The following is a 22,078-nucleotide window of genomic DNA, read 5'->3' as shown; positions in this document are numbered from 1 at the left end:
CCGCTGGTCGATCGTCACCACGCACGCTCATGGCTCCTCGTAACGTCAGGGGGCGGCTCTGACGGGGGTGGGTTTGCACCCCGCCGGCCCAGAACCCGGCGTGGTCGACCTGGCCGGGCGCACCCTGCGCAAGCTGGTCGACTGAGCCCGGTGTACGGACGATCCGAGTAGCCCGACCACGATGCTGCGGCTTTCTGCGTGCCGAAATCACGTTGGCCGACCGGCTGTCGTCGCACGCATCCGTCCTTCATGGACGCGGCGATGTCGCCGACGTAGCCGCGGCAGCGCCGACGGTCGGTCTTCGACAACGGGCAACGGCGAAGCCTCGCCGTGTAGGACGTTATACAGGCGTAGGCGGCTCGACAGGCCGTCAAGACCGCGCGTCGTCACAGGGCTGGCAGCGCGACATGGCCGGGCACCTCATCGCCGGACACGGCCCGATCGGCGCTGCCACCTTCGACGCTGGCACCTCACGCCGCATCCCCTGGCCGCAGCGACCTCACGCCGCCCAGCTGACAGCGCCGCCGACTACCCGACCGCGTCCACGCCTGGTCACGGGTGGCGACGTCAGGAAAAGTGCAGCCGGGATACTAATGGGTCAAGTAGCAGAACTTCGGTACGTTCGCCAACGGGTCAGCGCCAAAAACCGAGGCGGTGCAAGGGGTGCCACCGCTGAAGGTCCGGTAAAGGTAGGCGCCATTCGCACCGAAGGCCACCGTTTGTTCGTTGGCGAACGAACAATTCCCGGTCTCCTCGGCGCACTTGACGGGATATCCGGCCGGCGGCCCAGTCCGGGAGTAGCATTGCTTTTCCGTGCCGTAAATCGGATCGTTTCCGAACGTGCCGACGTCACAGTCGATGGGGCCGTTTGCTGTGCCGAAGGCGTAAGCTCCGTTTGCGCCATAGGCAACTGGCTGCGCGCCCGCGACGGCGCATGTGCCATTCTGGGATGCGCATTGAGTCCAGGTGCCCGGCGAACCGTTCGGAGCTGAATAGCAATTCTTCGGAACGTCGGCCAGTGGATCGCCGCCAAAAGCGGTCGCGGTGCAGTCGGTCCCGCCGGTGATGGTCTTGAAACGAAAGGCGCCGTTGGCGCCGAAGGCCACCTCCCGCGTTCCATCGACATTGCAGGCGCCCCCTTCAGCCGCACAGGACGTGTACCCGCTCGGACCACCGAGCGGCGCCAGATAACATGACTTCAGGATTCCCGGGACCGGATCACGACCGCCGAAGCTGGCTGACGAACACGGGGCCGGACCGGTGATCACCTGGTACGAGTACGTGCCCGCGCCGAAGGCGATCACCTGGGTACCGCTCGGCACGCAATTCTGCCATTCGGGAGCACACAACGTGTACCCGTCGGGCAGTTCGCCGGCCCACAGCGATGTCGCGAAGCTCGATTTCACTGCGGCTGGTGACGTTTCGGTGCCGCGGCCTGACGCGGGTGGCGGTGTTGTGCCGGCCGTGTTCCGCGGGCCGGCAGCAGCCGGGCCGGTTGTGCCGGCGTAGCTGTAACCCAGGATCACCGCGGCAACCACCATGGCGACAACGGCTACGCCCCCAGCTGCGATAGGCCAGCGCCGGCGGGCGGATCTCCACCGGGATGCCGGGGTCGCGGCCGGACCGGCTGCCGGCAGTATCCGGGTGAGGGGCGATGACACACCCTCCAGCAGAGTGTGTCCGTCACTGACTCCCGTGAGCAGCCGGCGAAGGTCGGCTTGCTGTCGCGTGACGAGCTCGTGCACCGCAGGAGGCCAGGCCGACTCCGACGGCAGCACTTCCCCGATCAATGTCAGCAGCTGAGCCGCAGAGGGCCGCCGCCCCGGGTCTTTGTCCAGGCACCTGCCGACGACCTCACGTAGTCGCAGCGGGATTGTGCTGAGGTCCGGTTCGGAGTGCACAACGTTGTACAGGGTCTGCAGGACCGAGGCGCCGCTAAACGGATCATGTCCGGTACAGGCCAAAAACAGCACCGCACCCAGGGAGAAAACGTCGCTGGCCGGGGTTGTCGGCCGCCCCATGACCTGTTCCGGCGACATGTATCCGGGCGAACCGACCACCTGACCGGAGCCGGTCAACGTGTTGCCGTGGCCATCGGTGGCCCGCGCGATGCCGAAGTCGATCACCCTCGGGCCGTCCGCGGCGAGCAGAACGTTCGTCGGCTTGAGATCGCGATGTATCAAGCCAACACGATGGATCTCGATCAGCGCGGCAGCGAGTCCTGCAGCCAAGCGGCAGGTTGGTTCTTCCGGCAGCGGGCCGATCGCGTCCACCATCGCGCGCAGTGACGGCCCGGGCACGAACACCGAAACAAGATACGGTTCCTGCACGTCAAGATCTGCGTCGATCACCGCGGCGGTGTAGGCGCCGGACACCTTGCGGGAAGCAGCCACTTCGCGGCGGAACCGTGACCGGTACTCGTCATCCTGGACGAACCGTGAATGCACCTGCTTGAGCGCGACCAGCCGCCCGTCCGGAGCGGCGCACAGCAACACTCGGCCCATTCCTCCCTGGCCCAGTTCGGCAATCGTCCGGTACGGTCCGACCTTCGCGGGGTCGGACGTCCCCAACGGTCTCATCTCAACCTCGCGATCAGTCGAACTGTGGAGCAGGTGTTCCATTCCCGGGAGTGCGGCCTTGCGGAAGGCATCCAGCCGGCCAGCAAGAAGAAAAGCACCTTCGAACTCTTATGGACGTTCCGTTCACGTTCTCCGCGAGGATACTCACGTCGGATCGGGCAGCCAAGGGCGGCGCTCCGTCTCATCGGCTGACCGTCCGTCCCGACGGAGGCACCAAGCGCGACGCCGCGGCGAGAGGCACGCCGTGATCTCCGAAACGGGCGCACGATCGCCGATGGCCGGTTGGTTTTCCGGGCCGGTTCCGCAAAAAGGGCCAACTCCCCGGCGGCCCCGGTGAACGAACGACCGTCAGATGTGAATGTTCATGTCGCCCACGTACCACACGCCTTCCTTCTTCTTCACCTTCAAAGAGAGGGTGAACGAGCTCGTATCACCCGACGAGCCGATCAGCTCGAGGTCGCGCAGCGTCTTGTCGCCGATCTTGATCGAAGTGTCCGGCACCGAGGCGGAATCACCCTGTACGTCGACGTCGTCGACTTCGACGTTCACCTCGGGCGGCAACGGGATACCCGGCTTGGCCCACGCGTCGTGGAGTTGCTTCATCGCGTTGACAGCGTCACCGCCGCTCGCGCACATCTTCGCCGGGTCTCCGGCTTCGGGCGGCGCCACGGCCGCACTCGACTGGCAGGCCTTGACGTAGTCCTCGTTGAGGACCTGGGTGACCCACTTGACCACCGCGAGGCCGGCGGTATGACCGCCACTCGGGATGCTCGCGCTTTCCGACGTCGTCGACGGCGCGGAACCGGCGACCTGGTCCTGTGCCGGAGAAACCGGCACCGCAGTCCCGCTCACCGAACCGAGTTTCCCGTTGCACGCGGTCAGCCCCAGCGAAAGACCGATTCCCGCCACCGCCAGGATTCCTGCACGAGACACGCGGCCAAGACTCACGGCACCAGACCGTTCGTTTTCCACCAGTACTCCTCGTCGACTGTCCACTGTCACCACACTCACCCTGATCTCGTTCCTGCATTTCGGTTGTACGCTCGTCCTTCGCGCCGTCCGCCGGCGCCGGGGAGCAGCCATCTCCGGGCCTTCCTGGACGCGCTTGAAGATCTGGGGTGTCTCAGCGTCGACACCGGCCACCGGAGCTTCGGCCCCGGCTGTGAGTACGGAGGCCGCAACAACCAGGTTTCCCTGGCACGAAACCGAAGGTGAGACGTAGCCCGTGGCATATCGCTCCGACAAGCACGATCGAGTCTCCGGCGTACCGAACCCTTCCGAGAGAACCCAGATCACGGTGTTGCCTCGGATGCGCCGTACGTGGGTCCGGAGCTCGGCGGCATGCCCTGATCCAGGAGGTCAGTGCCGGGGTGGCGGGCATTCGCCGGTCTCGGCGCCAATGGAGTTGATCTCCGCGTTCGAACGCGGATCCCCCGTGTAGTCACGCAAGTCCGTGCACGACCCAGCCCGCGTCGCCGCGACCGGCGCGCCGCCGCCAGAGCCACCGGCTGGAGCAGCGGGCGGGCTACCCGGTCAGCGCCAGCCCCATGCGCTTTCCGCTGGTCACAGGCGCGACTGGCCTCTTCGAACCGAAGGGAGTCTTCATGGGTTCGCCTCCTGGATTGATGTCCTGAGCACCCGTAAAGACGTGCTGTCGCATGCACCGTTGCCTGGTTGCCCGATCGTGCAACGAGCGACGCCCCTTCGTACTCCTCGTGGTCGAGGATCGTGCAAATCAGGCGATGGCGTCGTGGCGGGCAAGCGCCAGTCGACGTACTCGACGGTCGCGATTTCCAGGTCGTCGAGACCGCGCCAGGGACCTTTGGTTGCGGACGAGTTCGGCCTCGCCGGCGGATCCGACCGAGGTGACTCCGCCGGCCTCGTCGAGCCCCCTGGGTGTAGCGGATGGCCCGGGTGCGCGCGGTTCTGGCGGTGGAGGAGGATGCGGCAGTGGCTTCCGCCGACCTGCACAACGCGCCTGACCAGCCCGATGACGCTGGGCAAGCCCCTTCAGCGCCGCGGGTGATCGGCGGGCGTTACCGGTTGGGCACGATGCTCGGGCGCGGCTCGATGGGCACGGTGTGGGCGGCCTACGACGAACTGTTGCGGCGGGACGTGGCAGTGAAGGAAGTCCTGCTGCCGCCGGGGATGCCCCACGGCGCGGCCATGGAGTTGCGGGAACGGGCCATGCGGGAGGCGCGCGCGATCGCCGCGCTGTCGCATCCGAACCTGGTGACCGTGCACGATGTGGTTCGTCAGGACGACGAGCCGTTCGTGGTGATGGAACTGGTCCCCTCGGTCAGTCTGGCTGCGCTGATCGCCGAGCGTGGTCCGCTGGACCAGGCGCGGGCCGCCGCGGTCGCGGACGCGGTGGCCGCGGCGCTGCAGGCGGCCCACCGGCGCGGTATCACCCACCGCGACGTGAAGCCGGGCAACGTGCTGCTCGGCGAGGACGGGCTGGTCAAGCTCACCGACTTCGGCCTGGCCCGCAGCGTCTCCGAGACCACCCTGACCGGCGCCGGGCTGATGATGGGCACTCCGGCCTACATCGCTCCGGAGCTGGCCAGCGGCAAGCCCACCACCCCGGCGGCGGACCTGTGGGAGCTCGGGGCGACCCTGTTCGCCGCCTTGGCGGGCCGGCCGCCCTACGACGTGAACGACGACCCGCTGGCCACCGTGCTCGAGGTCGTGCACGGTGACGTGCCGAGACTGGCAGCGACCGGGCCACTGCGCACGGTCGTCGCCGGGCTGATGGTCAAGGACCCGGCAGCGCGGATGCCGCTGACCGAGGTGCGCAGGCTGGTGCGGCCCGTGCTGCCCGACCCCGGCCAGTCGCTCTGGGACGTTCCCCCGGCCACGGGCGACGCCTGGGCGCTCCCCCGCGATTCCCCGCAGGGTGGAGCGTTCGCCTCGGCCGTCGGGGCCGCGTCGGCGAGCGAGCCCGCTCCGTTGGCCTCCGGCCCGGGACCGCTGCCGTTCGCGGAGCCACGCACCTCCCCGGCCGCGAAGTCCCACCACCGGCATCGTGGCCGCGTCCTCGGGTTGACCGCCGCCGCGCTGGCGGTCACGGCACTGGCCGTCGGCGGGATCATCGTCTTCCGGCCGACCGGCGAGAACCCTCCTGCCCCGGCCTCGGCTCCCGCCCGCAGTCCTTCACCGACCCCCTCCCCGAAGGTCAACTTCGCCGACCACACCGGCACCATGAGAGTGGGTGACGAGCCGGGTACGGCCTTCACCCTCAAGGTCCCCGAGACCTGGGTCGAGTACGCCGATCCACACGCGAGTGGTGGCCCGCCGCCCGTCGGCATCGTCAACTACGTCTCGCCGGACGCCCGCCAGGAGATCAGGGTCGAACGCCTGGCCGGCTTCTACGACATCCATCCCAGCACCGAGGATTACGTCGACAACCTGCTGATACTGCCGGGAGTGGTACACGACGGCGCCCAGGTGACCACGGCCGAACCATCCTCACCTGCGACTGTGGACGTGTTCTACCGCAGCCGCGACCTCGGACAGGCCCCCGGCCGCAGCACCAAGCTCCGTGCGCTGCCCCACGGCCGGGACCTGTGGACGGTGGCGATCACCGTCCCCATCGACCACGAACCGGACCTGCCCCGGCTGTTCGCCGACGTCGCACCCAGCTTCACACCGTCCGGCTGAAGCCCCTGCGGATCCGGGCCTGATCCGTCATCGACATCGTCCTGGGTCCCGCGGGCGAATTTTGGCCGGGCTTCCGACCTGCGGTCCTGCCGGTCGCCGACGCGACAACACGGGTGCGCCGTCCACCCCTTGCCGGGCGGATACGAAAACGAGCGAGGCATCGGGCCGGAGAGCCGGCATCAACTGCGGCAACGGCTTCTACCGAAGGTCGACTTGGGGGACGAGTGCGTCACGCAGACGACGCGCCGCGACGGCGAGAGCCGCGACGCCGTCTTCTCCGAGTGGCTCGACGAAATGCTTCTGCAAGCTCACGAGATGCACCTCGGTTGCCCGCTCCAAGGCACGAAGACCCTCTTCGGTCAGTTCGGCGTAGGACACGCGTCGGTCGTCGGCACACGGCGTCCGGCGCACCAGCCCGTCGGCGGCCAGGCGGTCGATCATGCGCGTCATGCCGCCCGTGGTGAGGGAGAGCTGCCGGCTGAGTTCGACCTGACGCAGCCGGCGTCCGGGAGACCGGCCGAGCCGGATCAACGCTTCGTAGCTGCTCAGGGACATGCCGACGTCCCGGCGCAGCTCTTCGTCGAGCCGGCGCACGAGCGCGCTTTTTGCCTCGACGAAGAGGCCGATGGCCGTCAGTCGCTCATCGTCCAGCAGCGGGTCGGGATCAGGCACGCCTCCACTATTGCTGAACAGTCAGTAGTTGACAACACAGGGACCACGGTGGAACCTTAGATCGCTGATCCGTCAGCTATCAACTGGTCAGCGAACCGCGCTACGTGACCACCCGGAGACGACGATGTCCGTTTCATCTCTCGTTCGCCATGAGATCGCCCACCTCGCCCACGCCGAGCTCTTCACGGCCGACCTCGGTGGGTCACTCTGGTTCTTTCAGACCCTGCTCGGCATGCGGGAAACCGGCCGCCGGGGCGACTCGGTCTACCTCCGCTGCTACGAGGACCCCTACCACCACAGCCTCAAACTCACCGCCGCCGACCAGCCGGGACTCGGCATGCTCGGCTGGCGGACCACGTCACGGGACGCATTCGACCGACGGGCGGTGGCACTCGACGAGGCCGGCTTGGGCACCGGTCCCACCGACGGTGACCTCGGGGTCGGCCCCACCTTCGGCTTCACCTCACCGGACGGGCACCCGATGGAACTCGTCTGGGACGTGGAGAAGTACCGGGCATCGGAATCGCTGCGCTCGCCGATCCTGACCCGGCCTTCGAAACGTCCCCTGCAAGGCATTCCGCCGCGGCGCCTGGACCACGTCAACCTGATGGCGTCCGACGTGACCGAGCAGAAAACGCTCTTCGAGCAGACGCTCGGTTTCGGCACCCGGGAGACGGTCGTGGACGGACCGACCGAGATGGGCGCGTGGATGAGCGTCAACGCGCTGGGACACGAACTCGCCATCATGAAGGACGCCACCGGGAGCCGGGGACGGCTGCACCACCTCGCTTTCTGGTACGGCATCCCGCAGCACAACACCGACTTCGCCGAGATCTGCCGCGACTACGGAGTCCGCATCGAAGCGGGTCCCGACGTGCACGGCGTCACCCAGGGTGCGTTCCTCTACGTCTTCGAACCCGGGGGCAACCGCATCGAGCTCTTCGGCAACACCGGCATCCTCCAGTTCGAGCCGGACTACGAGACCCGCGTGTGGGACCTGAAGGAGTTCGCCACGGGCGCCGGGCTCGCGATCGGCGGCACGACCATGCCTCCGGAGTTCATGATCTACGGCACCCCGCCCACCGCCGAGCAGGCCGGAATGGTGACCGGGCGAACCGCCGGCGCACGGACATGACCGGCCGAGCGGCCATCGGTGCCGACGCCCCGGAGGTCGGGTGGAGCGTCTCGGCCGGCGGCATCAAGACCTACTACCACGACATCGGTTCCGGCCCGCCGGTGCTGCTCCTGCACGGCTCCGGCCCCGGAGTGACTGCGCAGGCCAACTGGCGCGCCGTGATTCCGTTGCTGGCGAAGAACTTCCGGGTCATCGCCCCGGACCTGCTCGGCTTCGGGAACACCGTCGCGCCGGAGGGCACCCGGTACGATCTGGACACCTGGACGACCCACCTGGCCGACTTCGCCGACGCGCTCGGGTTGAGCAGAATCTCACTGGTGGGCAACAGCTTCGGCGGCGCTCTCGCGCTCAAGCTGGCCACCGTCCACGAGGAACGGATCGACCGCCTCGTCCTCATGGGCAGCGTCGGGATCGACTTCCCGATCACCCCGGGACTGGAACAGGTCTGGGGATTCACGCCGTCGCTCAAGAACATGCGAGACCTGCTCGACCTGTTCGCCCACGACCGTACGCGTGTCACCGATGACCTCGCCGAACTCCGGCTCGCCGCGGCCACCCAGCCGGGAGTCCAGGACGCCTTCGCGGCCATGTTCCCGGCCCCTCGCCAAGCACGGCTCCAAGCCCTCGCCGTGGCCGAACAGGACATCGCCTCGCTGACCCGCCCGACCCTGATTCTGCACGGACGCGACGACCAGGTCATCCCGCTCGAGACGTCCTTGCGTCTCCACCGCCTCATCAGGCCGTCACAGCTACACGTGTTCGGCGAATGCGGTCATTGGGTGCAGATCGAGCGGCAGGACGAATTCGCCTCGTTGGTCACCTCATTCCTCAAGACCGACAGGACTTGATCTCCCTCTCGCGCTCGGCCGGAGCGGGCAGTGCGCTGCGGCGTGCGCCGATCATGGGATTCCCACCGCACGTCAGACGCAGTCGTCGAGTTGACGTCCGACGACAGGCAACGCATCGAGGGGCCGCGGCGCAGGTCCAGCGGCCGCGCGTCCCCTCCGTCGCCGTGATCAGGCCCGGGTCGGGTCCTGCTTCCCCCGCCCGACGGCGGCGAGAAAACCGGCAGCCGGGCGGATTCCCGGCTGCCGGTTTCGATTTCCCTGGAATCAGGGGTGGTAGATCTCCTTGACCGTGGCGATCTGGTCGTCGCCGTTCACGCTGATCTGCGCGAGCACCGGGTTGGCGTCCTTCAGCTGCTGGAGCAGCCGGTCCTGGCTGCACGGCCCGTTGCCGTAGCCCTGGCCGTCGATGGTGACCGATTCGCCGGGGCACAGGGTGGCCGCGCTGAACACCTTTCCGCCCTTCTGCAGCGGAAGCCGGTAGGTCTTGCCGTCGAGCGGCACGTAGTGGCTGTTGTCCGGACCGCCGTCCTGGCGGGTGACCAGCTGGAAGCGGACCATCTGCACGCCGGCGTCATACCCGGCGAACTGCACCGTTTGAGTGGTGTTCGGGAACAGGCGGACCGGCGTCTTGCCGACACCGGCCGAGGGCCTGGTCTCCAGCTGCAGGGAGCTGTTCGGCACGCCACAGACCACCGCACCCTGACTGCCGCCCGCGGAGTCCGCCTGACGGGCGCAGGTCCACTTTCCCTGGACGTCGAGAACCCGCTCGCCCGGGCCTTCGGCCTGCGGCAGTTTCTGGTAGTACTCGGTGATCACGGTGAAAGCCTCGGTGCAGCCCGGCGTGGTGCCGTCGGTGGCGGCCACCGCGATCAGGTCCATCTTCGGCCGTCCTGGTGCGCCGACCTGGCCGCCGTGCAGGCTGCAGTTGACGTCGCCGTTCGGCGCGGTGCCGGAATCCGCGGCGCTCAAACCTCCGGTGGCCGCCCCTTGGCCGCCGCCTTCCGGCACCTGCTCCGCGGCCGCCGGCGCCGCCGCGTTCTGCACCGGAGAACCCGTGCCCGCGGCATTGTTCCCGGTGCACGCGGAAAGCAGAGCGGTGGTGGCGAATGCCCCGGCGACCATGGCGATTTTGATTGTCTTCTTAGCGGTGAATTCCATCTTGGCGCCCCTCTCGCAGCTTTTGTTGAAGCTTTGTCTCCGAAGACGTCGGAAACGGAATCACGTTGCTCCTGGGGGCCGCCAGGCCGCAGGGTTGCCCGAAAGTCCGGCTGTCCTGTTCCTACGGGCAGTACTCGGCCGGCTTCGCAACCTGGGCGCCACCCACTGAACATCCACAGCCCGGTACGCACCCGCCGCCGCTGGTCAGAGGCCGGGGTGCAGCCTCGACGTGCAGCGCGGCCGGCTCGACCAGCCAGGACACGGCCGGCTCATCCGTCCGGCCGGACCGGTGTCCCGCCAACTCGGTGTCCACCGCACGGGAGAACCCTCAGCTTGCAGGTGGCGTGCCGGAAGCGGTTGATCCAGCCGCTCAGGGCCAGGTTGACTCTGCCGATCACAGCACCCCTGCCAGGCGGATGGGCTCAGCGTTGAGGTGCGGTCTGGGCCCAGCTGTTGGTGCTGAGGGAGGACCAGTAGTTGTCGAGCAATCGACCGAAGGCGTCGGAGTTCGGCAGCTCGAGGTCCTCCGGTGGCAACTCGCGGCGCTGGGCCGGCAGGCCGATCCCGGCGATGATCTGCTCCACGCCGCCAGGCGCGTAGCCGTTGAGGACGTGCGTCTCCTGGGTGGTCGTGAAGGCGTGATCGGTGCCGCGAGGTATCCAGATCGAGTCTCCTGCCGTGGCCGTGACGTGGCGTTCCCCCAGCTGCATGGCCATCGCTCCGCTGAAGACGAAGAACCACTCGTCGACGTTGTGGACGTGCAGTGGCGGCCCGACCCCCGTCCGCATCCACTGCTCGATGACGGAGAACGAGCCGCCGGTCTGGTGGATGTCGGCGAGGATGATCCAGAGCGTGCCGTAGAACCAATACGCCGGCGCGTCGTCTTTACTGGCGACGAAGCCGTCTCGGTCCGGGAAAACGGTGGTGGAATTTCGGGTGTTTCCGGGTGATGACATCGATCCTCCTCGGCTGATGGACGTTTGTGTCGCACTTTCAGAGGTCGCCGAACGAGCGTAACGCCGCTCGTGCGACCCGCTCCCCCGCTTCCGGTACGAAATGTCCGGCATCGCCGAGGACCAGCGGAGCCGGGCAGCCACGGATGTGGCCTCGCAACGCTTCCACCGCCTCGACGTCCGGGTCGTTCGCGCCGATGGCCATGAACGAGTCGCCCGACCATTCTTCGGTCCAGAACTCGAGCGCCGCCCGGGATTCGGCGACGCCGTCCATCTCGGGCTCGACCATGGCCAGGCCGGGAAACGTCCGGGCGCCGGCCTGGAAGCGACCGTCGGGAAAGGGAGCGTCGTAGGCGGCCACCTCCGCGTCCGTGAGCCCCGGTGCGGAGTCCCGGATCCATTGCCCCACCGGCAATTCAGGGGTGTTGCGAACCTGCGATCGCCACTCGTGGAAGTGCGGGCCCAGCGGTTCGCCCACCGGCAGGCTCGTGTTCATGACGAACAACCTGTCGAGCGCGGAACGGAAGGCCGCGTCCACGGGCAGCGTCAGCCCCAGCGTCCCACCCCAGTCCTGGACGACCAGGGTGATGGTGCCCAGGGCAAGACGCTCGACCAGGCGAAGCAGGAACGTTCGATGAAAGGGAAAGGTGTAGGCGGAATCCTCGATCGGCTTGTCCGAGCGGCCGAATCCGAAGAAGTCGGGGGCAACGCACGTCGGCTCACCGTGCAGGCAGAGGAAGGTACGTCCGGCGTCCCGCGGCCCCAGGTCCAGGTAATGCGCACGAAGTCCTTCGTACCCGGGAAGATCGTCCACGTAGTTCGGGGGGAACGGGAAGCCGGCGAGGTCGCCGAAGCGATCGTCGGGTGTTCGGAGTGCTGTCATGGGGCTCATCGGTTCTCCAGGGATTCGGCCGGACGCGAGCTCGACGGTGCCGGGCCGGCCGGTCATTCTCGGCGGCTCCGGGCGTACGCGTCTTGGATGGCATCGGCGAGGCTGGTCGGCGACCGGCCCAGCACGTGGGCGAGGTCCTGACTGTCGGTCTGCAGGTCGCCGTGGGCGATGGAGGCGTCCAGCGCGGCGACGAACCGTGCCGTGTCCTCGCCCATGCCCGTGCTCTGCAGAGCCGCGACATATTCCCCGGCGGGGAGGTCGCGACAGACCACCGGGGTGCCGGTGACCTCGTGGACGACCTGAGCCAGTTCGGCGAGCGTGAAAGCCGGACCGCCGAGTTCGTAGGTCCGTGCCTCGTCGCCGTCCTGCGACAACACGACCACGGCGGCCTCGGCGTAGTCCTGGCGAGTCGCCGCCGAGATGGCGCCCGTACCGGTGGCGCCGACGATTTCGCCGCGCTCCAGATAGGCCCCCAGCTGATCGGTGTAGTTCTCGGTGTACCAGCCGTTGCGCAGCGAGACGAACGGCACGGCTGCGGCGCGCAAAATCGCTTCGGTGTCGCGGTGTTCCCCGGCCAGCGGATTGGTGGAGCCGTCGACGTTGAGCATGCTCGTGTAGACGATGCGCGAGACACCGGTCTTCTCGGCAGCCTCGATGACGTTGGTGTGGTGGGCCACCCGCCGGCCCGCTTCACTGCTGGACACCAGCAGGAGCCGGTCCACGCCGGCCAGCGCGGCGGTCTGCGCCTGGGGGTCGCCGTAGTCCGCCGCACGCACCTGCACGCCGAGCGCGCTCAGGTCGGCGGCCTTGCCCGGGGTACGGGCGAGCGCGACGACCTCGTGGGCGGCCACGCCGCGAGCGAGCAATGCGCGGACGGCCAGGCGGCCGAGCGCTCCGGATCCGCCGGTGACGCCGTAGACGGTCATCGTGATTCCTCCCGCGCATGCCGCCCGCCGGAGAACGCCGAGGCGTTGTCGCGGACGAACTGTGCGAACGTCCGCGCCGGCCGGCCGAGGACGGCGGGCACGTCGCCGGTGACCCAATCGGAGTCGCCCTCGGCGAACAAGGTGATGGCCTGGGTGTTCATCTCGGCGATGTGTTCCGGGACGCCGGCCTCGACCATGGCCTGCTTCTGCTCGGAAAAGGTCAACGGGTGGAACGTGACGGGCCGGCCGAGCACCGTCCAGAAGACCGCTGCCGCGTCGGGGTAGGACAGGCTCTCCGGCCCCGTCGGCCAGTACGTCTTGCCGGCGTGCTCCGAGGGCGAAGCAGCGATCGCCGCGGCGACGGCGGCGACGTCGCGGGTGTCGATCATGCCGATCCGGCCGTCACCGGCGGCGGACCCGAAGCTGCTCGTCCCGGCGATCGCGGGGGCCGACATGAGGAAGTTCTGCATGTAGGCGTTGTTCTTCAGCAGCGTGTAGCCAAGCCCGCTGGCGACCAGGCCGTTCTCGATCTCGGCCTGGTCACGCCGCCGCGCGATGGGAGAGTCGGCGGAGGACTTGCTGGTGATCTTCACGACGTGCCCGACGCCGGCGCGGACGGCACCGGCGATCACGTTCAGCTCCTCGGCGGGTATGGCCGGACTGACGAGAACCACGGCCGAGACGCCCTTCATCGCCGCCTCGACGGTCGCCGGGACACCCAGATCGCCGACGACGACCTCGGCGCCGGCCTGGGCGAGCGGCTCGGCCTTCACCGGGTCGCGGACCAGGATCCGCACCGGTTCTCCTTGCCCGGCAAGCAACCTCGCTGTCTCCGCACCCACTTTGCCTGCTGTCGTGACGAGGATCATCGTGCCGTTTCCTTCCGGTCGGGACGAGTGCTCAGGAACGCCGACCTGGCTCGCTAGGCCGCAAGCATCGGCTCACCCTGATTGAGTGAACTCTAATTTTGGAGTCGACTCTAACCATAGCACTCTTCATCGCGTCCGAGGCGGAGTGCGCGTCACAAGCAGGCGGTGGCGATTGAGTCAGGTCGATGTATAGAGTCCAGTACAAACTTGGAGTTACCCTGCTACGCTGCCGGAGTGGCCACTACGGGACTGCGTGAACTGAAGAAGGCGCGCACGCGCCGACTGATCGCCGAGACGGCGGCCCGCCTGTTCGCTGAGCGCGGGTACGAACGTGTCGCGGTCAGCGACGTTGCGCGGGAGGCCGAAGTCGCCGAGCAAACCGTCTACAACTACTTTCCGACCAAGGACAAGCTGGTCACCGATCGCGAACAGCAGATCCAGGACCGGCTGTGCGACCTGATCCGCTCCCGACCGCCGGCCCTCACCCCGGCCGCCGCGATCCGCGACTTCGTCCTCGACGAAACCCTCGCCGGGATTCCCGCCATCCCACCGGAGATCTGGCGCGGCGAACTCGGCCACCTGGCCGCCATCAGCCCCACCGTGCACCGGCTGATGCTGGAGCTGACCGACCGCCAAGCCACCGCCCTGGCCGCCGCCATCGGTGACACCACGGCGGTGACGCCGGAAGTCGCCAGGCTTCAAGGCATCGCGCTCGCCGCGGTGTTCCGGATCATCATCGGCGATGCCGGCCGCCGTACCGTCGAAGGCCAGAGCCAGACCGAGATCGCCCGCGAACTGCGCCCGATGGTGGAGAACGTCCTCGACGAACTCGACCGCTGGCTCAGCCTCTCGTGACCACCGGCACCGCAGCAGATCAGAAGTCCCAGACGGCCCGGATCGCTGCCGCTTCGCGCTCGGCCTGGCGCCTGCCGATGTGGAACGCCCGGCCGGCCGTCTCCGGGTCCATCATCTTCACGGGTGCTTCGAGGTCACCGAAGTCGGGGTCGACGGCCACCAGCCGGGTGTTTTCGCGCAGCTGGGCCACTTCGGCGTCCGCCTTGATCGTCGAAGGCGATCGATCAATGCCGGGTGCGGCCTCGAGCGGCAGGCAGGACACGACCACGACAACGTCGCTCGGTGGCGCCGCCGCGGCGTTCAGGTGGTTGACGATTCCGCCGTCCATGTAGTGGTTTCCGTTGATGGTGACGGTGGGGAACAGCATCGGTACGACGCAGCTGGCCGCGACCGCGTGCAGCAACGGCACACCGGATTCTTCGCCCCACACGACAAGCTCGCCGGTGCCGGTGTCGATCGCCGTGCAGCGGAACCCGGCGGGCCAGGCGACACCGTCGAGTGTTCCGAGCAGACCGAGGTAGTCGTCTTCGGTGAGTGTGGTCGACGCTTCGTGTGCCGCGGCGCCGATCGCTCGCAGCGCTTGCCGCGGGTCGGCAGCGAAGACGGCTTGGCGTGACGCGTCCAGGAAGCTTTGCGACCCTGCTCCCAAGCTGTCGAAGTCGAGCTTCTGCCCCACCTCAGCCAAGATGGCGAGCGCGTCGGTAACGTCACGGCCGCCGGCGAGCACCGCGCCGACCAGGGATCCCGCCGACGTTCCCACGATCGCCGGTGCTTCCGCCAAGTCGGCACCGGCTTCACGCAGCCCGGCGAGCAGACCCGTCTGCCAAGCGACGCCAACGGTGCCGCCGCCGCCGAGGACGACCGCGCGGGTGGGCGAGCCATTTCCTTGAAGAGTCATTGCTGTTCCTTCCGTGATGTGATGTCGATACCGAAAAGGGAGCAGACGTTGCCTGCGGTGAACTTGTCGCGGTCTTCGTCGGCCGGGAACTCGGTGAGGAACTTCCCGATGTCCGTCTTGTCCGGCCGCCGGAAGGGGTAGTCGGTCGAGAACAGCAGCCGGTCGGACGTCGTGACCGCCAGGACATGGCGCAGCAGCGCGGGATCGAACATCCCGGAACTGGTGATGTGGATGTGGGAGCGGACGTAGTCCGGCACCTTCCGGTCCAGACCCGCGACGTTCGAGAGGCTGTCGGCGCGGTCGGTCCAGAACAGCAACAGTTCGCCCCAGTGGCCGAGCACGAGCTGCAGGCCGGGATGGCGATCGAAGGTGCCGCGGACGATCAGGCGCAACGCGGCGAGCGCCGCCTCCAGGTGCCAACCCCAGCCGAACGTGGCCAAGGCCAGGTCGGTCATCGGGTCGAAGCCGCGGTAAACGGCTTCACGGACCCTGCGCGAGGGAATCTGCGGGTGGATGAAGATCGGCTGCCGCAGGGCCGCGGCCGTGGCGAACAGCTCGTCGTAGCGCGGGTCGTCCAGCGGCGTCTCGGCCGTGCGCCCGTAGACCATCGCGCCGACGAACCCGAGACCGGCAGCGCGTTCGAGCTCGGCGGTGGCGGCCTCCGGGTCCGCCATCGGCAGGGTGGAGAAGGCCCGCAGCCGCGCGGGGTGCCGCCGGACGGCCTCGGCGGCGATGTCGTTGGCCCGACGGCTGAGCGTTCGTGCGTCCGCCGGCTCCAGTGGGTGTGTCCCGGGTGGCGCCAGCGAGAGGATCTGCAGGTCGACGCCCTGGGCGTCCATCGCCGCGATCCGGGCGTCGCCGAGGTCGTGGAGGCGCTCGAGGTTGTCGCCCAGCTCGTCCAACACCACGCTCGGGTCGCCGCGGTCTTCCGGGAGTGCCTTCACCGCCGAGGTGAGCTCGGGCAGGTTCCAGTGTTCTTCGATCGCGATGAGTGCCACGCCAGGTCCCCCGGTCCGGGCAGTCCGCTCAACCGCCGTTGAGTGAGACTGTACACGAATCGCTCAACGACTGTAGAGTGAAGTCGTCCCTGCTCCTATGCCGGTTTCAGGCGCTGTCCCTCGCGGCGTTCGGTCCCCTGACCCGGCGCCCACGAACCATCCACCGGAAGGTCCGAGACCGACACCTACCTCGAGCGTGAGAGTGAGTAGCCGAAGCCGTGGCGCCTTTCGACCCACGGCACGATCGAGCCTCCTCCATAGTGGACGGTGAGCCGAATCAGCCGAGCCACTTGCTGCGCTCGACACGAGCGGCGCATCAGGACGCCGTTGGCGCGCGGCGGGCGAACGCCGGTGCACGCTCCGGCCGAAACCCGACTCCGATGAGATAAGCGGCCAAGGCCTGCAGGACCGGGAACCGCCGGACCGCCGCGAGCATCGGCCCCGGCGGGCCGGCCAACGTTCCGGCTCGGAGCGGCCCGGCGAGATCTGCGTGCATGATCCGCTGCAACGCCTGAACCAGCAACGTCGCCGGCAACCGACGTCGACGCACGCCCGCGAGGTCGCTGCCGCTGACCGTGCCGCTACGAAGCCGGTCAGCCAGTAGTGTCGCGGCCGCCACCGCATCCTGGATGGCCAGGTTGACACCCATGCCGCCGACCGGCGACATCGCATGTGCGGCGTCACCAATGCACAACAGCCCATCGACGTGCCACTGGCGGAGCCGGTTGAACTGAACATCCAGGTGCTTGACGTCGTCCATCGAGATCAGCTCGCCGACCCGATCGGCGTACTCCGGGACGAGTTCGGCGACCTCGGCCCGGAACGCCGCGATGCCACGGGCCCGCAACTGCTCGTCGGTCCCTTTTGGCGCGACGTAACCGATCTGGAAGTAGTCCTGCCGCGGAATGACCACCGCGAAGCTCCCCAGACCGGCCTTGCGGGTCAGCGCGCTACTCTGTTCACCTTTCCGGCGCGAAAGTCGGAACCACCAGGTGTCGAACGGAACTTCGAACGCCCTCACCGGCAGGCCCGACGCCGCACGCAGAACCGAACGACGGCCATCGCAGGCGACCGTGAGATCGGCCCGGATCTCGCCCTCGACCTGGGTACCGGCACCGGACGCCGTCCGGTACCGGACGCCGACGACACGACCGTGCGCCCGGACGACCGACGTCGCCTCGGCACCCATCCGCAACTCGAACGCCGGCTCCTCCCGCCCGGCGGCGGCGAGCAGATCGAGAAAATCCCATTGAGGAACGATCGTCATGTACGGATGACGGACACCATACCTGCTCAACAAACCGAAATCGCCGATTCGCTGCAGCCCGCCGTCCGCCCCGGGCAAAGCCACCTCGGTGACTTCAGAGCGCGGCAACGCCGCGAACCGCGCGCCCAGACCCAAGTCGTCGAGCAGGTCCAGAGTTGCCGGGTGGACCGTATCGCCTCGAAAGTCGTCCAAGAAGTCCCGATGCTTCTCCAGCACTGTCACGGAAACACCGGCACGGGCAAGCAGCAACCCGAGCATCATCCCGGCCGGGCCACCGCCGACCACACAACACGTCGTCCGCTCCACCGGAACCATCCCCTCCCCTGCCTTCCGATCCGCCGGCACCCCCGGCTGAGAGCGGAAACGCGCCACCCTAACGCGATCGCGCCACCAACAACGGGCCATTGCCGGGATTGCCGTCGGAGTCGGGCGGACAACCGCGAGCAGCCGGCCCCGGGTTCGGCTGACGAGGCCGGGTGCGAAACATCGGCGTGCTCCTCGGGTTGTGGGAGTGGATCTTCGCGCACCGGCCGCGCCGAAGGGGCCGCCGGCACATTACGGAGTTGTGACGGACCGAACGAGTCCGCATGGTCATTACCGGCTGTGGACGCAGCCGGCGGACGGTTCACGGGCGGTGAGCAGCGTTGCCGCGTAAGGGATCCGTAAGCCTTTTCACGAGGTTCGGCGGTATGCCGCGATATCGGCTCGCGGCAGGTTGGGAGACGCAAGCACGTCCATCGGGCCACGTTGCGGCCCCGGTAAGGGAGGACTCCTCACTGTGCATGTCGCACTGGTTCGCCGTCTGTTCGCGGAGCTGGCCGGCACCGCAATCTTGTGCACATTCGGTATCGGCGCAGCCGTGGCGGTCTCCGCCGCCTCGGCCGGCGGCGGCGGTCTGCTGATCGTCGCATTGGCGCACGGTCTCGCGCTCGCCGTGGCCATCTACGCCTTCGGCGCGACCTCCGGCGGCCATTTCAACCCCACCGTCACCCTCGCCCTGGCCGCGCGCGGCAAGTTCGCCTGGCGGGAGGTTCCTGCTTACCTGGTGGCTCAGCTTCTCGGCGGATTCCTCGCCGCGGTACTGGTCTACGCGGCGTACACGAGCACCGCGCTCGACGCCGGCCTCGGCGCGACATCCTTCGGGCCGGGCGTTTCCTTTGCACAGGCCATGCTCGCCGAAGCCGTGGGCGCCTTCATCCTGGTCACCGCCGTGTTCGCGTTCGCCGTCTCGCCGGACGCCCCTCGAGGCGTGCACGGGTTCGGCATCGGCTTGGCGTTGGCGACCCAGATCATGGCGTTCGGACCGCTCACCGGCGCATCGGTGAACCTGGCCCGCACCCTCGGCCCAGACGTCGTGCTGTCCCTGGCCGGCCGGAGCGTGCCCTGGTCCCAACTGGCCGCATACCTCGTCGCACCCCTCGTGGGTGGCCTGGCCGCGGCGTTCCTGCACGATCTCGTGACACGTCGTGCGTCAGCGAAAACCGTTACCACGGAACAGGTATGACTGGCCATGACCTCGTCGCCACCGTCAAGGACCGACCTCGAAGCACACCTGATCTGTGCACGCACCTGCCAAGCAGTGGCTCAAGGCTGGGTCATCGACGGCGTATCAGTCACCTTCTCGAGTCACCGACTGGCTGAAGGTGAACCCCTGACCAGGACAGCGCGCGATGGCTGCACCGACGTGCCGTCCAACGCCACGACGACGCCGATCCCTCGCCAACCGGCCGGCTGAGGGCCGGAATCCGGAGAGTCCGCGCCGAGGTACAGCCGACAGCACCGCAAGTGCCCGGGCGGATATTCGGCTCGAGCTCTGGACGCTCGCATCCGAAGCGCATAGTCTCTCGTCACGACGTCGATATGAAACGATTCAACCACTGCTCCAGACACCGGATCGCGGAGGTGCGTCGCGGCGCACCCCGCCACCGGGGAAGAACATCACACCGAGGTGATGATCAAGTGTGAAGCGACCTGACGGACAGATCCGACGTTCGTCCCCGGCAGGGCACCCCCGGCGATCCGGCGCTGCCCAGGCTGCGCGGGACGGGTCGTTCAGCATCCTCCGACCGGCCGATACGCCGTCGAAGACCACCGTGCCTGGGCACAGTGATCACCGGGCTCAGACCTGATTCCGACAGGAGCTGTCATGAACCGCCCGATCCGCAGGCCGGCCGAGCCGGCATCGATCGACCGCCGGACCGCCTTGAAGTCCCTCGGCGTCGCGGGGTTCGCCGCCGCCGGACTGCCGCTTCTGCGCGCCACGCCCGCGAACGCGGCGGGTACCGGCACTTCGATGCCGATCGACTGGAACGGCCCGAGCCGGGTGTCCAGCTCGACGCCGACGCTCCAGGTCGTGGTGAACCCCAAGATCCGGCGGGAGTCGCCGATCCACGACCGCGTCTACAGTGCGCTGCGGAGCCTGGACACCGACTACGTGCGCTTCGTGCCCTGGTACCCCTACCCGAAGCTCGGGGTCGCCGAGCTGGAGCCGCCGGCCGGCGGCCGTACGAGCTGGGACTTCTCGCTCCTCGACCCGCTCGTCGAGGACTTCGAGAACGCCACCAGGGGCCGATCGCCGATCCTCAACTTCAGCACCGTCCCCGAATGGATGTGGCTACCCACCGCGTGGACGCTCCAGGACGGTGCGTTGCGCGTGATCGGCGGCGGCAACGGCCTCGCGGCGAGCGGGACGGACTGGACCGACTACACCTTCGCCGTCGACGTCACACCCCTGGGCACGGGCTCGCAGAACGGGACGTCCTACGCGCAGGCGGGGTGGCTCGTCCGGATGCAGGACACCGGCAACGGCTACGGCTTCCTCCTGTCGAACTACCCTTACAGCTCACCGGCGGCCGTGGGGTACATCGTCTTCGTCCTGTTCAAGGGCGGCCAGGTGGCCAGTGTCCAGCCCACGGCGCTGCCCTTCGCGGTCGAGGCCGGCCGGACCTACCAGGTGCGGACGACAGCGACCGGCGCCGACCTCGCCGTCACCGTGAACGGCACCGAGGTCCTGACCGTGCACGACGACACCTTCGCCGCGGGGACGGTCGGTTTCCGCGAGTACGGCACGGAGTCGGCCACCTTCGACAACGTCGTCGTGACGGCGGCCACCGGCGCGACGCTGCTCACCGACGACTTCTCGCGCGATCTGTCCCGCTGGGCCGCCCCCACCGCCTATCCGGCCGATCCGGACGAGGCGGCATTCGGCTATTCGCAAGGCAATCGGCTCGCGGTCTCGCCCGGCGTCGTGGCCGACTACTACAAGCGCCTGGTCTCCTGGTACACCGCCGGCGGATTCACCGACGAGTACGGCGTCTTCCACGCCTCACACCACCACTACCCGCTGCCGTACTGGGAAGTGCTCAACGAGATCGACTTCGAGCACGCCATCAGCCCGCAGGACTACACGACGCTGTACGACGCGATCGTCACCGCGATCCGCGAAGTGTCGCCGCACACGAAGTTCGTCGGGCTGGCGCTCGGCAACGCCGCGAGCCTGGATTACTACCGGCACTTCCTCGACCCGGAGAACCACCGGCCGGGCGTTCCGCTGGACCTGATCAGCTACCACTTCTACGCGCAGCCGAACACGTCCGACACCGTGGACCAGTACGGACCCGACGGATTCGCGCAGGCGGACGGATTCATCGCGACCGTCGGGCAGATCGAGGAGATCCGCAAGGCGCTCGCACCCACGGTCCGCACGACCGTCAACGAGCTCGGCACGATCCTCCCGGCGTCGTCCACCCAGCCCGATCCGGCGCCCATCCCGGACGCGTACTGGAACTTCTCCGGTGGCATCTACGCCTACGTGTTCGCCCGGCTCGCGCTCATGGGCATCGACATCATCGGCGAGAGCCAGCTGGTGGGCCATCCCGGCCAGTTCCCGTCGGTCTCGATGCTGGACTGGACGACCGGCGCGCCCAACGCCCGGTACCGCGTGCTGGAACTGATCCTCGCCGAGGTCAAGCCCGGCTGCCGCCTCGTCGAGATCCCTGGTCAGTCGTCCTCCGGCAGCCTCTACGCACTCGCGCTGAAGGACCACGGGCGCCGCAAGGTGCTGGTGATCAACAAGACCAACGCGCCGGTCGAGGTCAGCCTCGACGGACTGCGCGGGGGACGGGTCAGGATCGTGGACCAGCGGTCCGCCGGGGGGCCGATCCGGGACGAGCGGAACTCGGACGGTGCGATCACCCTCGGCGGATACGCGGTCGCCGTCGCCGTACTCGCCAGTTGAGGCCAGGCGAAGCGGGTTCCCGGCCCCGTCCCGCCCGCGGTCGTCGGCCGCCCACCGGCTGACTGATACGTTTCAATCGTGGTGTCGAGAAAGGACTTGCCCGGCGGATGTCTTCGCGCACCGTGAATCCG

17 protein-coding genes are annotated in these 22,078 nt (G+C 68.2%); 6 read left to right on the top strand and 11 right to left on the bottom strand.

The window, feature by feature from the left end; translation table 11 throughout:
* Positions 1-590 precede the first annotated feature (590 nt).
* Positions 591-2,621, bottom strand: a complete 2,031-nt coding sequence (locus ACGFMK_RS21230; RefSeq protein WP_392765636.1) for a serine/threonine protein kinase — start codon at positions 2,619-2,621, stop codon at positions 591-593.
* A 306-nt stretch (positions 2,622-2,927) separates the two neighbouring features.
* Positions 2,928-3,551, bottom strand: coding sequence for a hypothetical protein (locus ACGFMK_RS21225; RefSeq protein ID WP_392765634.1), 624 nt, complete (start codon positions 3,549-3,551; stop codon positions 2,928-2,930).
* Positions 3,552-4,529: 978 nt separating this feature from the next.
* On the opposite strand from ACGFMK_RS21225, the gene ACGFMK_RS21220 reads away from it, so the two are divergent.
* Positions 4,530-6,239 (top strand): serine/threonine-protein kinase, encoded by a 1,710-nt coding sequence (locus ACGFMK_RS21220; RefSeq protein WP_392765631.1) that lies wholly within the window; start codon positions 4,530-4,532, stop codon positions 6,237-6,239.
* 198 nt (positions 6,240-6,437) lie between these two features.
* Here the strand turns inward: ACGFMK_RS21220 and ACGFMK_RS21215 are convergent, their stop codons facing one another.
* On the bottom strand, positions 6,438-6,911 hold the full coding sequence (locus tag ACGFMK_RS21215) for a MarR family winged helix-turn-helix transcriptional regulator (protein ID WP_392765628.1): 474 nt from the start codon (positions 6,909-6,911) through the stop codon (positions 6,438-6,440).
* A gap of 124 nt (positions 6,912-7,035) precedes the next feature.
* Here ACGFMK_RS21215 and ACGFMK_RS21210 point away from each other — a divergent pair, with 124 nt between their 5' ends.
* On the top strand, positions 7,036-8,046 hold the full coding sequence (locus ACGFMK_RS21210; protein WP_392765625.1) for a VOC family protein: 1,011 nt from the start codon (positions 7,036-7,038) through the stop codon (positions 8,044-8,046).
* Complete coding sequence (locus ACGFMK_RS21205; RefSeq protein WP_392765622.1) at positions 8,043-8,894, top strand: alpha/beta fold hydrolase; 852 nt, start codon at positions 8,043-8,045, stop codon at positions 8,892-8,894. The genes ACGFMK_RS21210 and ACGFMK_RS21205 overlap by 4 nt, the downstream gene beginning before the upstream one ends.
* A 264-nt stretch (positions 8,895-9,158) precedes the next feature.
* Here ACGFMK_RS21205 and ACGFMK_RS21200 read toward each other — a convergent pair whose 3' ends face one another.
* From ACGFMK_RS21200 to ACGFMK_RS21180, 5 genes are all read right to left on the bottom strand, one after another.
* Positions 9,159-10,052: a hypothetical protein gene (locus ACGFMK_RS21200; RefSeq protein ID WP_392765620.1), complete on the bottom strand. Its 894-nt coding sequence runs from the start codon at positions 10,050-10,052 to the stop codon at positions 9,159-9,161.
* 422 nt (positions 10,053-10,474) lie between these two features.
* On the bottom strand, positions 10,475-11,008 hold the full coding sequence (locus tag ACGFMK_RS21195; RefSeq protein ID WP_392765617.1) for a cupin domain-containing protein: 534 nt from the start codon (positions 11,006-11,008) through the stop codon (positions 10,475-10,477).
* A 37-nt stretch (positions 11,009-11,045) separates the two neighbouring features.
* Positions 11,046-11,888 (bottom strand): alpha/beta fold hydrolase, encoded by an 843-nt coding sequence (locus ACGFMK_RS21190; protein WP_392765614.1) that lies wholly within the window; start codon positions 11,886-11,888, stop codon positions 11,046-11,048.
* Between the two features lie 62 nt (positions 11,889-11,950).
* A complete protein-coding gene (locus ACGFMK_RS21185; protein ID WP_392765611.1) occupies positions 11,951-12,823 on the bottom strand; it encodes an SDR family oxidoreductase in 873 nt (290 codons plus the stop codon).
* Positions 12,820-13,692 carry an NmrA family NAD(P)-binding protein gene (locus ACGFMK_RS21180; protein ID WP_392765608.1) on the bottom strand — a complete coding sequence of 291 codons (873 nt, stop codon included), beginning with the start codon at positions 13,690-13,692 and terminating at the stop codon, positions 12,820-12,822. The genes ACGFMK_RS21185 and ACGFMK_RS21180 overlap by 4 nt, the downstream gene beginning before the upstream one ends.
* Positions 13,693-13,857: 165 nt before the next feature.
* On the opposite strand from ACGFMK_RS21180, the gene ACGFMK_RS21175 reads away from it, so the two are divergent.
* Positions 13,858-14,547 carry a TetR/AcrR family transcriptional regulator gene (locus tag ACGFMK_RS21175; RefSeq protein WP_392765605.1) on the top strand — a complete coding sequence of 230 codons (690 nt, stop codon included), beginning with the start codon at positions 13,858-13,860 and terminating at the stop codon, positions 14,545-14,547.
* Positions 14,548-14,566: 19 nt separating this feature from the next.
* Here the strand turns inward: ACGFMK_RS21175 and ACGFMK_RS21170 are convergent, their stop codons facing one another.
* The 3 genes from ACGFMK_RS21170 to ACGFMK_RS21160 all read right to left on the bottom strand — a co-directional run bounded on the left by ACGFMK_RS21170 (position 14,567) and on the right by ACGFMK_RS21160 (position 18,025).
* The gene (locus ACGFMK_RS21170) at positions 14,567-15,445 is read right to left on the bottom strand and encodes a patatin-like phospholipase family protein (protein WP_392765602.1); all 879 of its coding nucleotides are present in this window, start codon (positions 15,443-15,445) and stop codon (positions 14,567-14,569) included.
* Positions 15,442-16,443, bottom strand: coding sequence for an amidohydrolase family protein (locus tag ACGFMK_RS21165; RefSeq protein WP_392765600.1), 1,002 nt, complete (start codon positions 16,441-16,443; stop codon positions 15,442-15,444). Before ACGFMK_RS21165 ends, ACGFMK_RS21170 begins: the two co-directional genes overlap by 4 nt.
* Positions 16,444-16,759: 316 nt before the next feature.
* Positions 16,760-18,025 carry an FAD-dependent oxidoreductase gene (locus tag ACGFMK_RS21160; protein WP_392765598.1) on the bottom strand — a complete coding sequence of 422 codons (1,266 nt, stop codon included), beginning with the start codon at positions 18,023-18,025 and terminating at the stop codon, positions 16,760-16,762.
* A gap of 463 nt (positions 18,026-18,488) precedes the next feature.
* Here ACGFMK_RS21160 and ACGFMK_RS21155 point away from each other — a divergent pair, with 463 nt between their 5' ends.
* Together ACGFMK_RS21155 and ACGFMK_RS21150 are read left to right on the top strand one after the other, a co-directional pair.
* The gene (locus ACGFMK_RS21155) at positions 18,489-19,214 is read left to right on the top strand and encodes an MIP/aquaporin family protein (protein ID WP_392765596.1); all 726 of its coding nucleotides are present in this window, start codon (positions 18,489-18,491) and stop codon (positions 19,212-19,214) included.
* Between the two features lie 642 nt (positions 19,215-19,856).
* Positions 19,857-21,947 carry a hypothetical protein gene (locus tag ACGFMK_RS21150; protein ID WP_392765593.1) on the top strand — a complete coding sequence of 697 codons (2,091 nt, stop codon included), beginning with the start codon at positions 19,857-19,859 and terminating at the stop codon, positions 21,945-21,947.
* Positions 21,948-22,078 lie beyond the last annotated feature (131 nt).

Source organism: Amycolatopsis sp. NPDC049252 (genome assembly GCF_043197175.1).
Classification (GTDB): Bacteria; Actinomycetota; Actinomycetes; order Mycobacteriales; family Pseudonocardiaceae; genus Amycolatopsis.
The sequence above is the reverse complement of the archived record's forward strand: the minus strand, read 5'-3'. Positions and strand labels throughout refer to the sequence as shown.

Bases quoted from the DNA above. Each gene is read 5' to 3' on its own strand.
- ACGFMK_RS21195 (WP_392765617.1), bottom strand. From the start codon at position 11,008: ATGTCATCACCCGGAAACACCCGAAATTCCACCACCGTTTTCCCGGAC.
- ACGFMK_RS21190 (WP_392765614.1), bottom strand. From the start codon at position 11,888: ATGACAGCACTCCGAACACCCGACGATCGCTTCGGCGACCTCGCCGGC.
- ACGFMK_RS21200 (WP_392765620.1), bottom strand. From the start codon at position 10,052: ATGGAATTCACCGCTAAGAAGACAATCAAAATCGCCATGGTCGCCGGG.
- ACGFMK_RS21160 (WP_392765598.1), bottom strand. From the start codon at position 18,025: ATGGTTCCGGTGGAGCGGACGACGTGTTGTGTGGTCGGCGGTGGCCCG.
- ACGFMK_RS21230 (WP_392765636.1), bottom strand. From the start codon at position 2,621: ATGGAACACCTGCTCCACAGTTCGACTGATCGCGAGGTTGAGATGAGA.
- ACGFMK_RS21205 (WP_392765622.1), top strand. From the start codon at position 8,043: ATGACCGGCCGAGCGGCCATCGGTGCCGACGCCCCGGAGGTCGGGTGG.
- ACGFMK_RS21210 (WP_392765625.1), top strand. From the start codon at position 7,036: ATGTCCGTTTCATCTCTCGTTCGCCATGAGATCGCCCACCTCGCCCAC.
- ACGFMK_RS21180 (WP_392765608.1), bottom strand. From the start codon at position 13,692: ATGATCCTCGTCACGACAGCAGGCAAAGTGGGTGCGGAGACAGCGAGG.
- ACGFMK_RS21150 (WP_392765593.1), top strand. From the start codon at position 19,857: ATGAACCGCCCGATCCGCAGGCCGGCCGAGCCGGCATCGATCGACCGC.
- ACGFMK_RS21185 (WP_392765611.1), bottom strand. From the start codon at position 12,823: ATGACCGTCTACGGCGTCACCGGCGGATCCGGAGCGCTCGGCCGCCTG.
- ACGFMK_RS21170 (WP_392765602.1), bottom strand. From the start codon at position 15,445: ATGACTCTTCAAGGAAATGGCTCGCCCACCCGCGCGGTCGTCCTCGGC.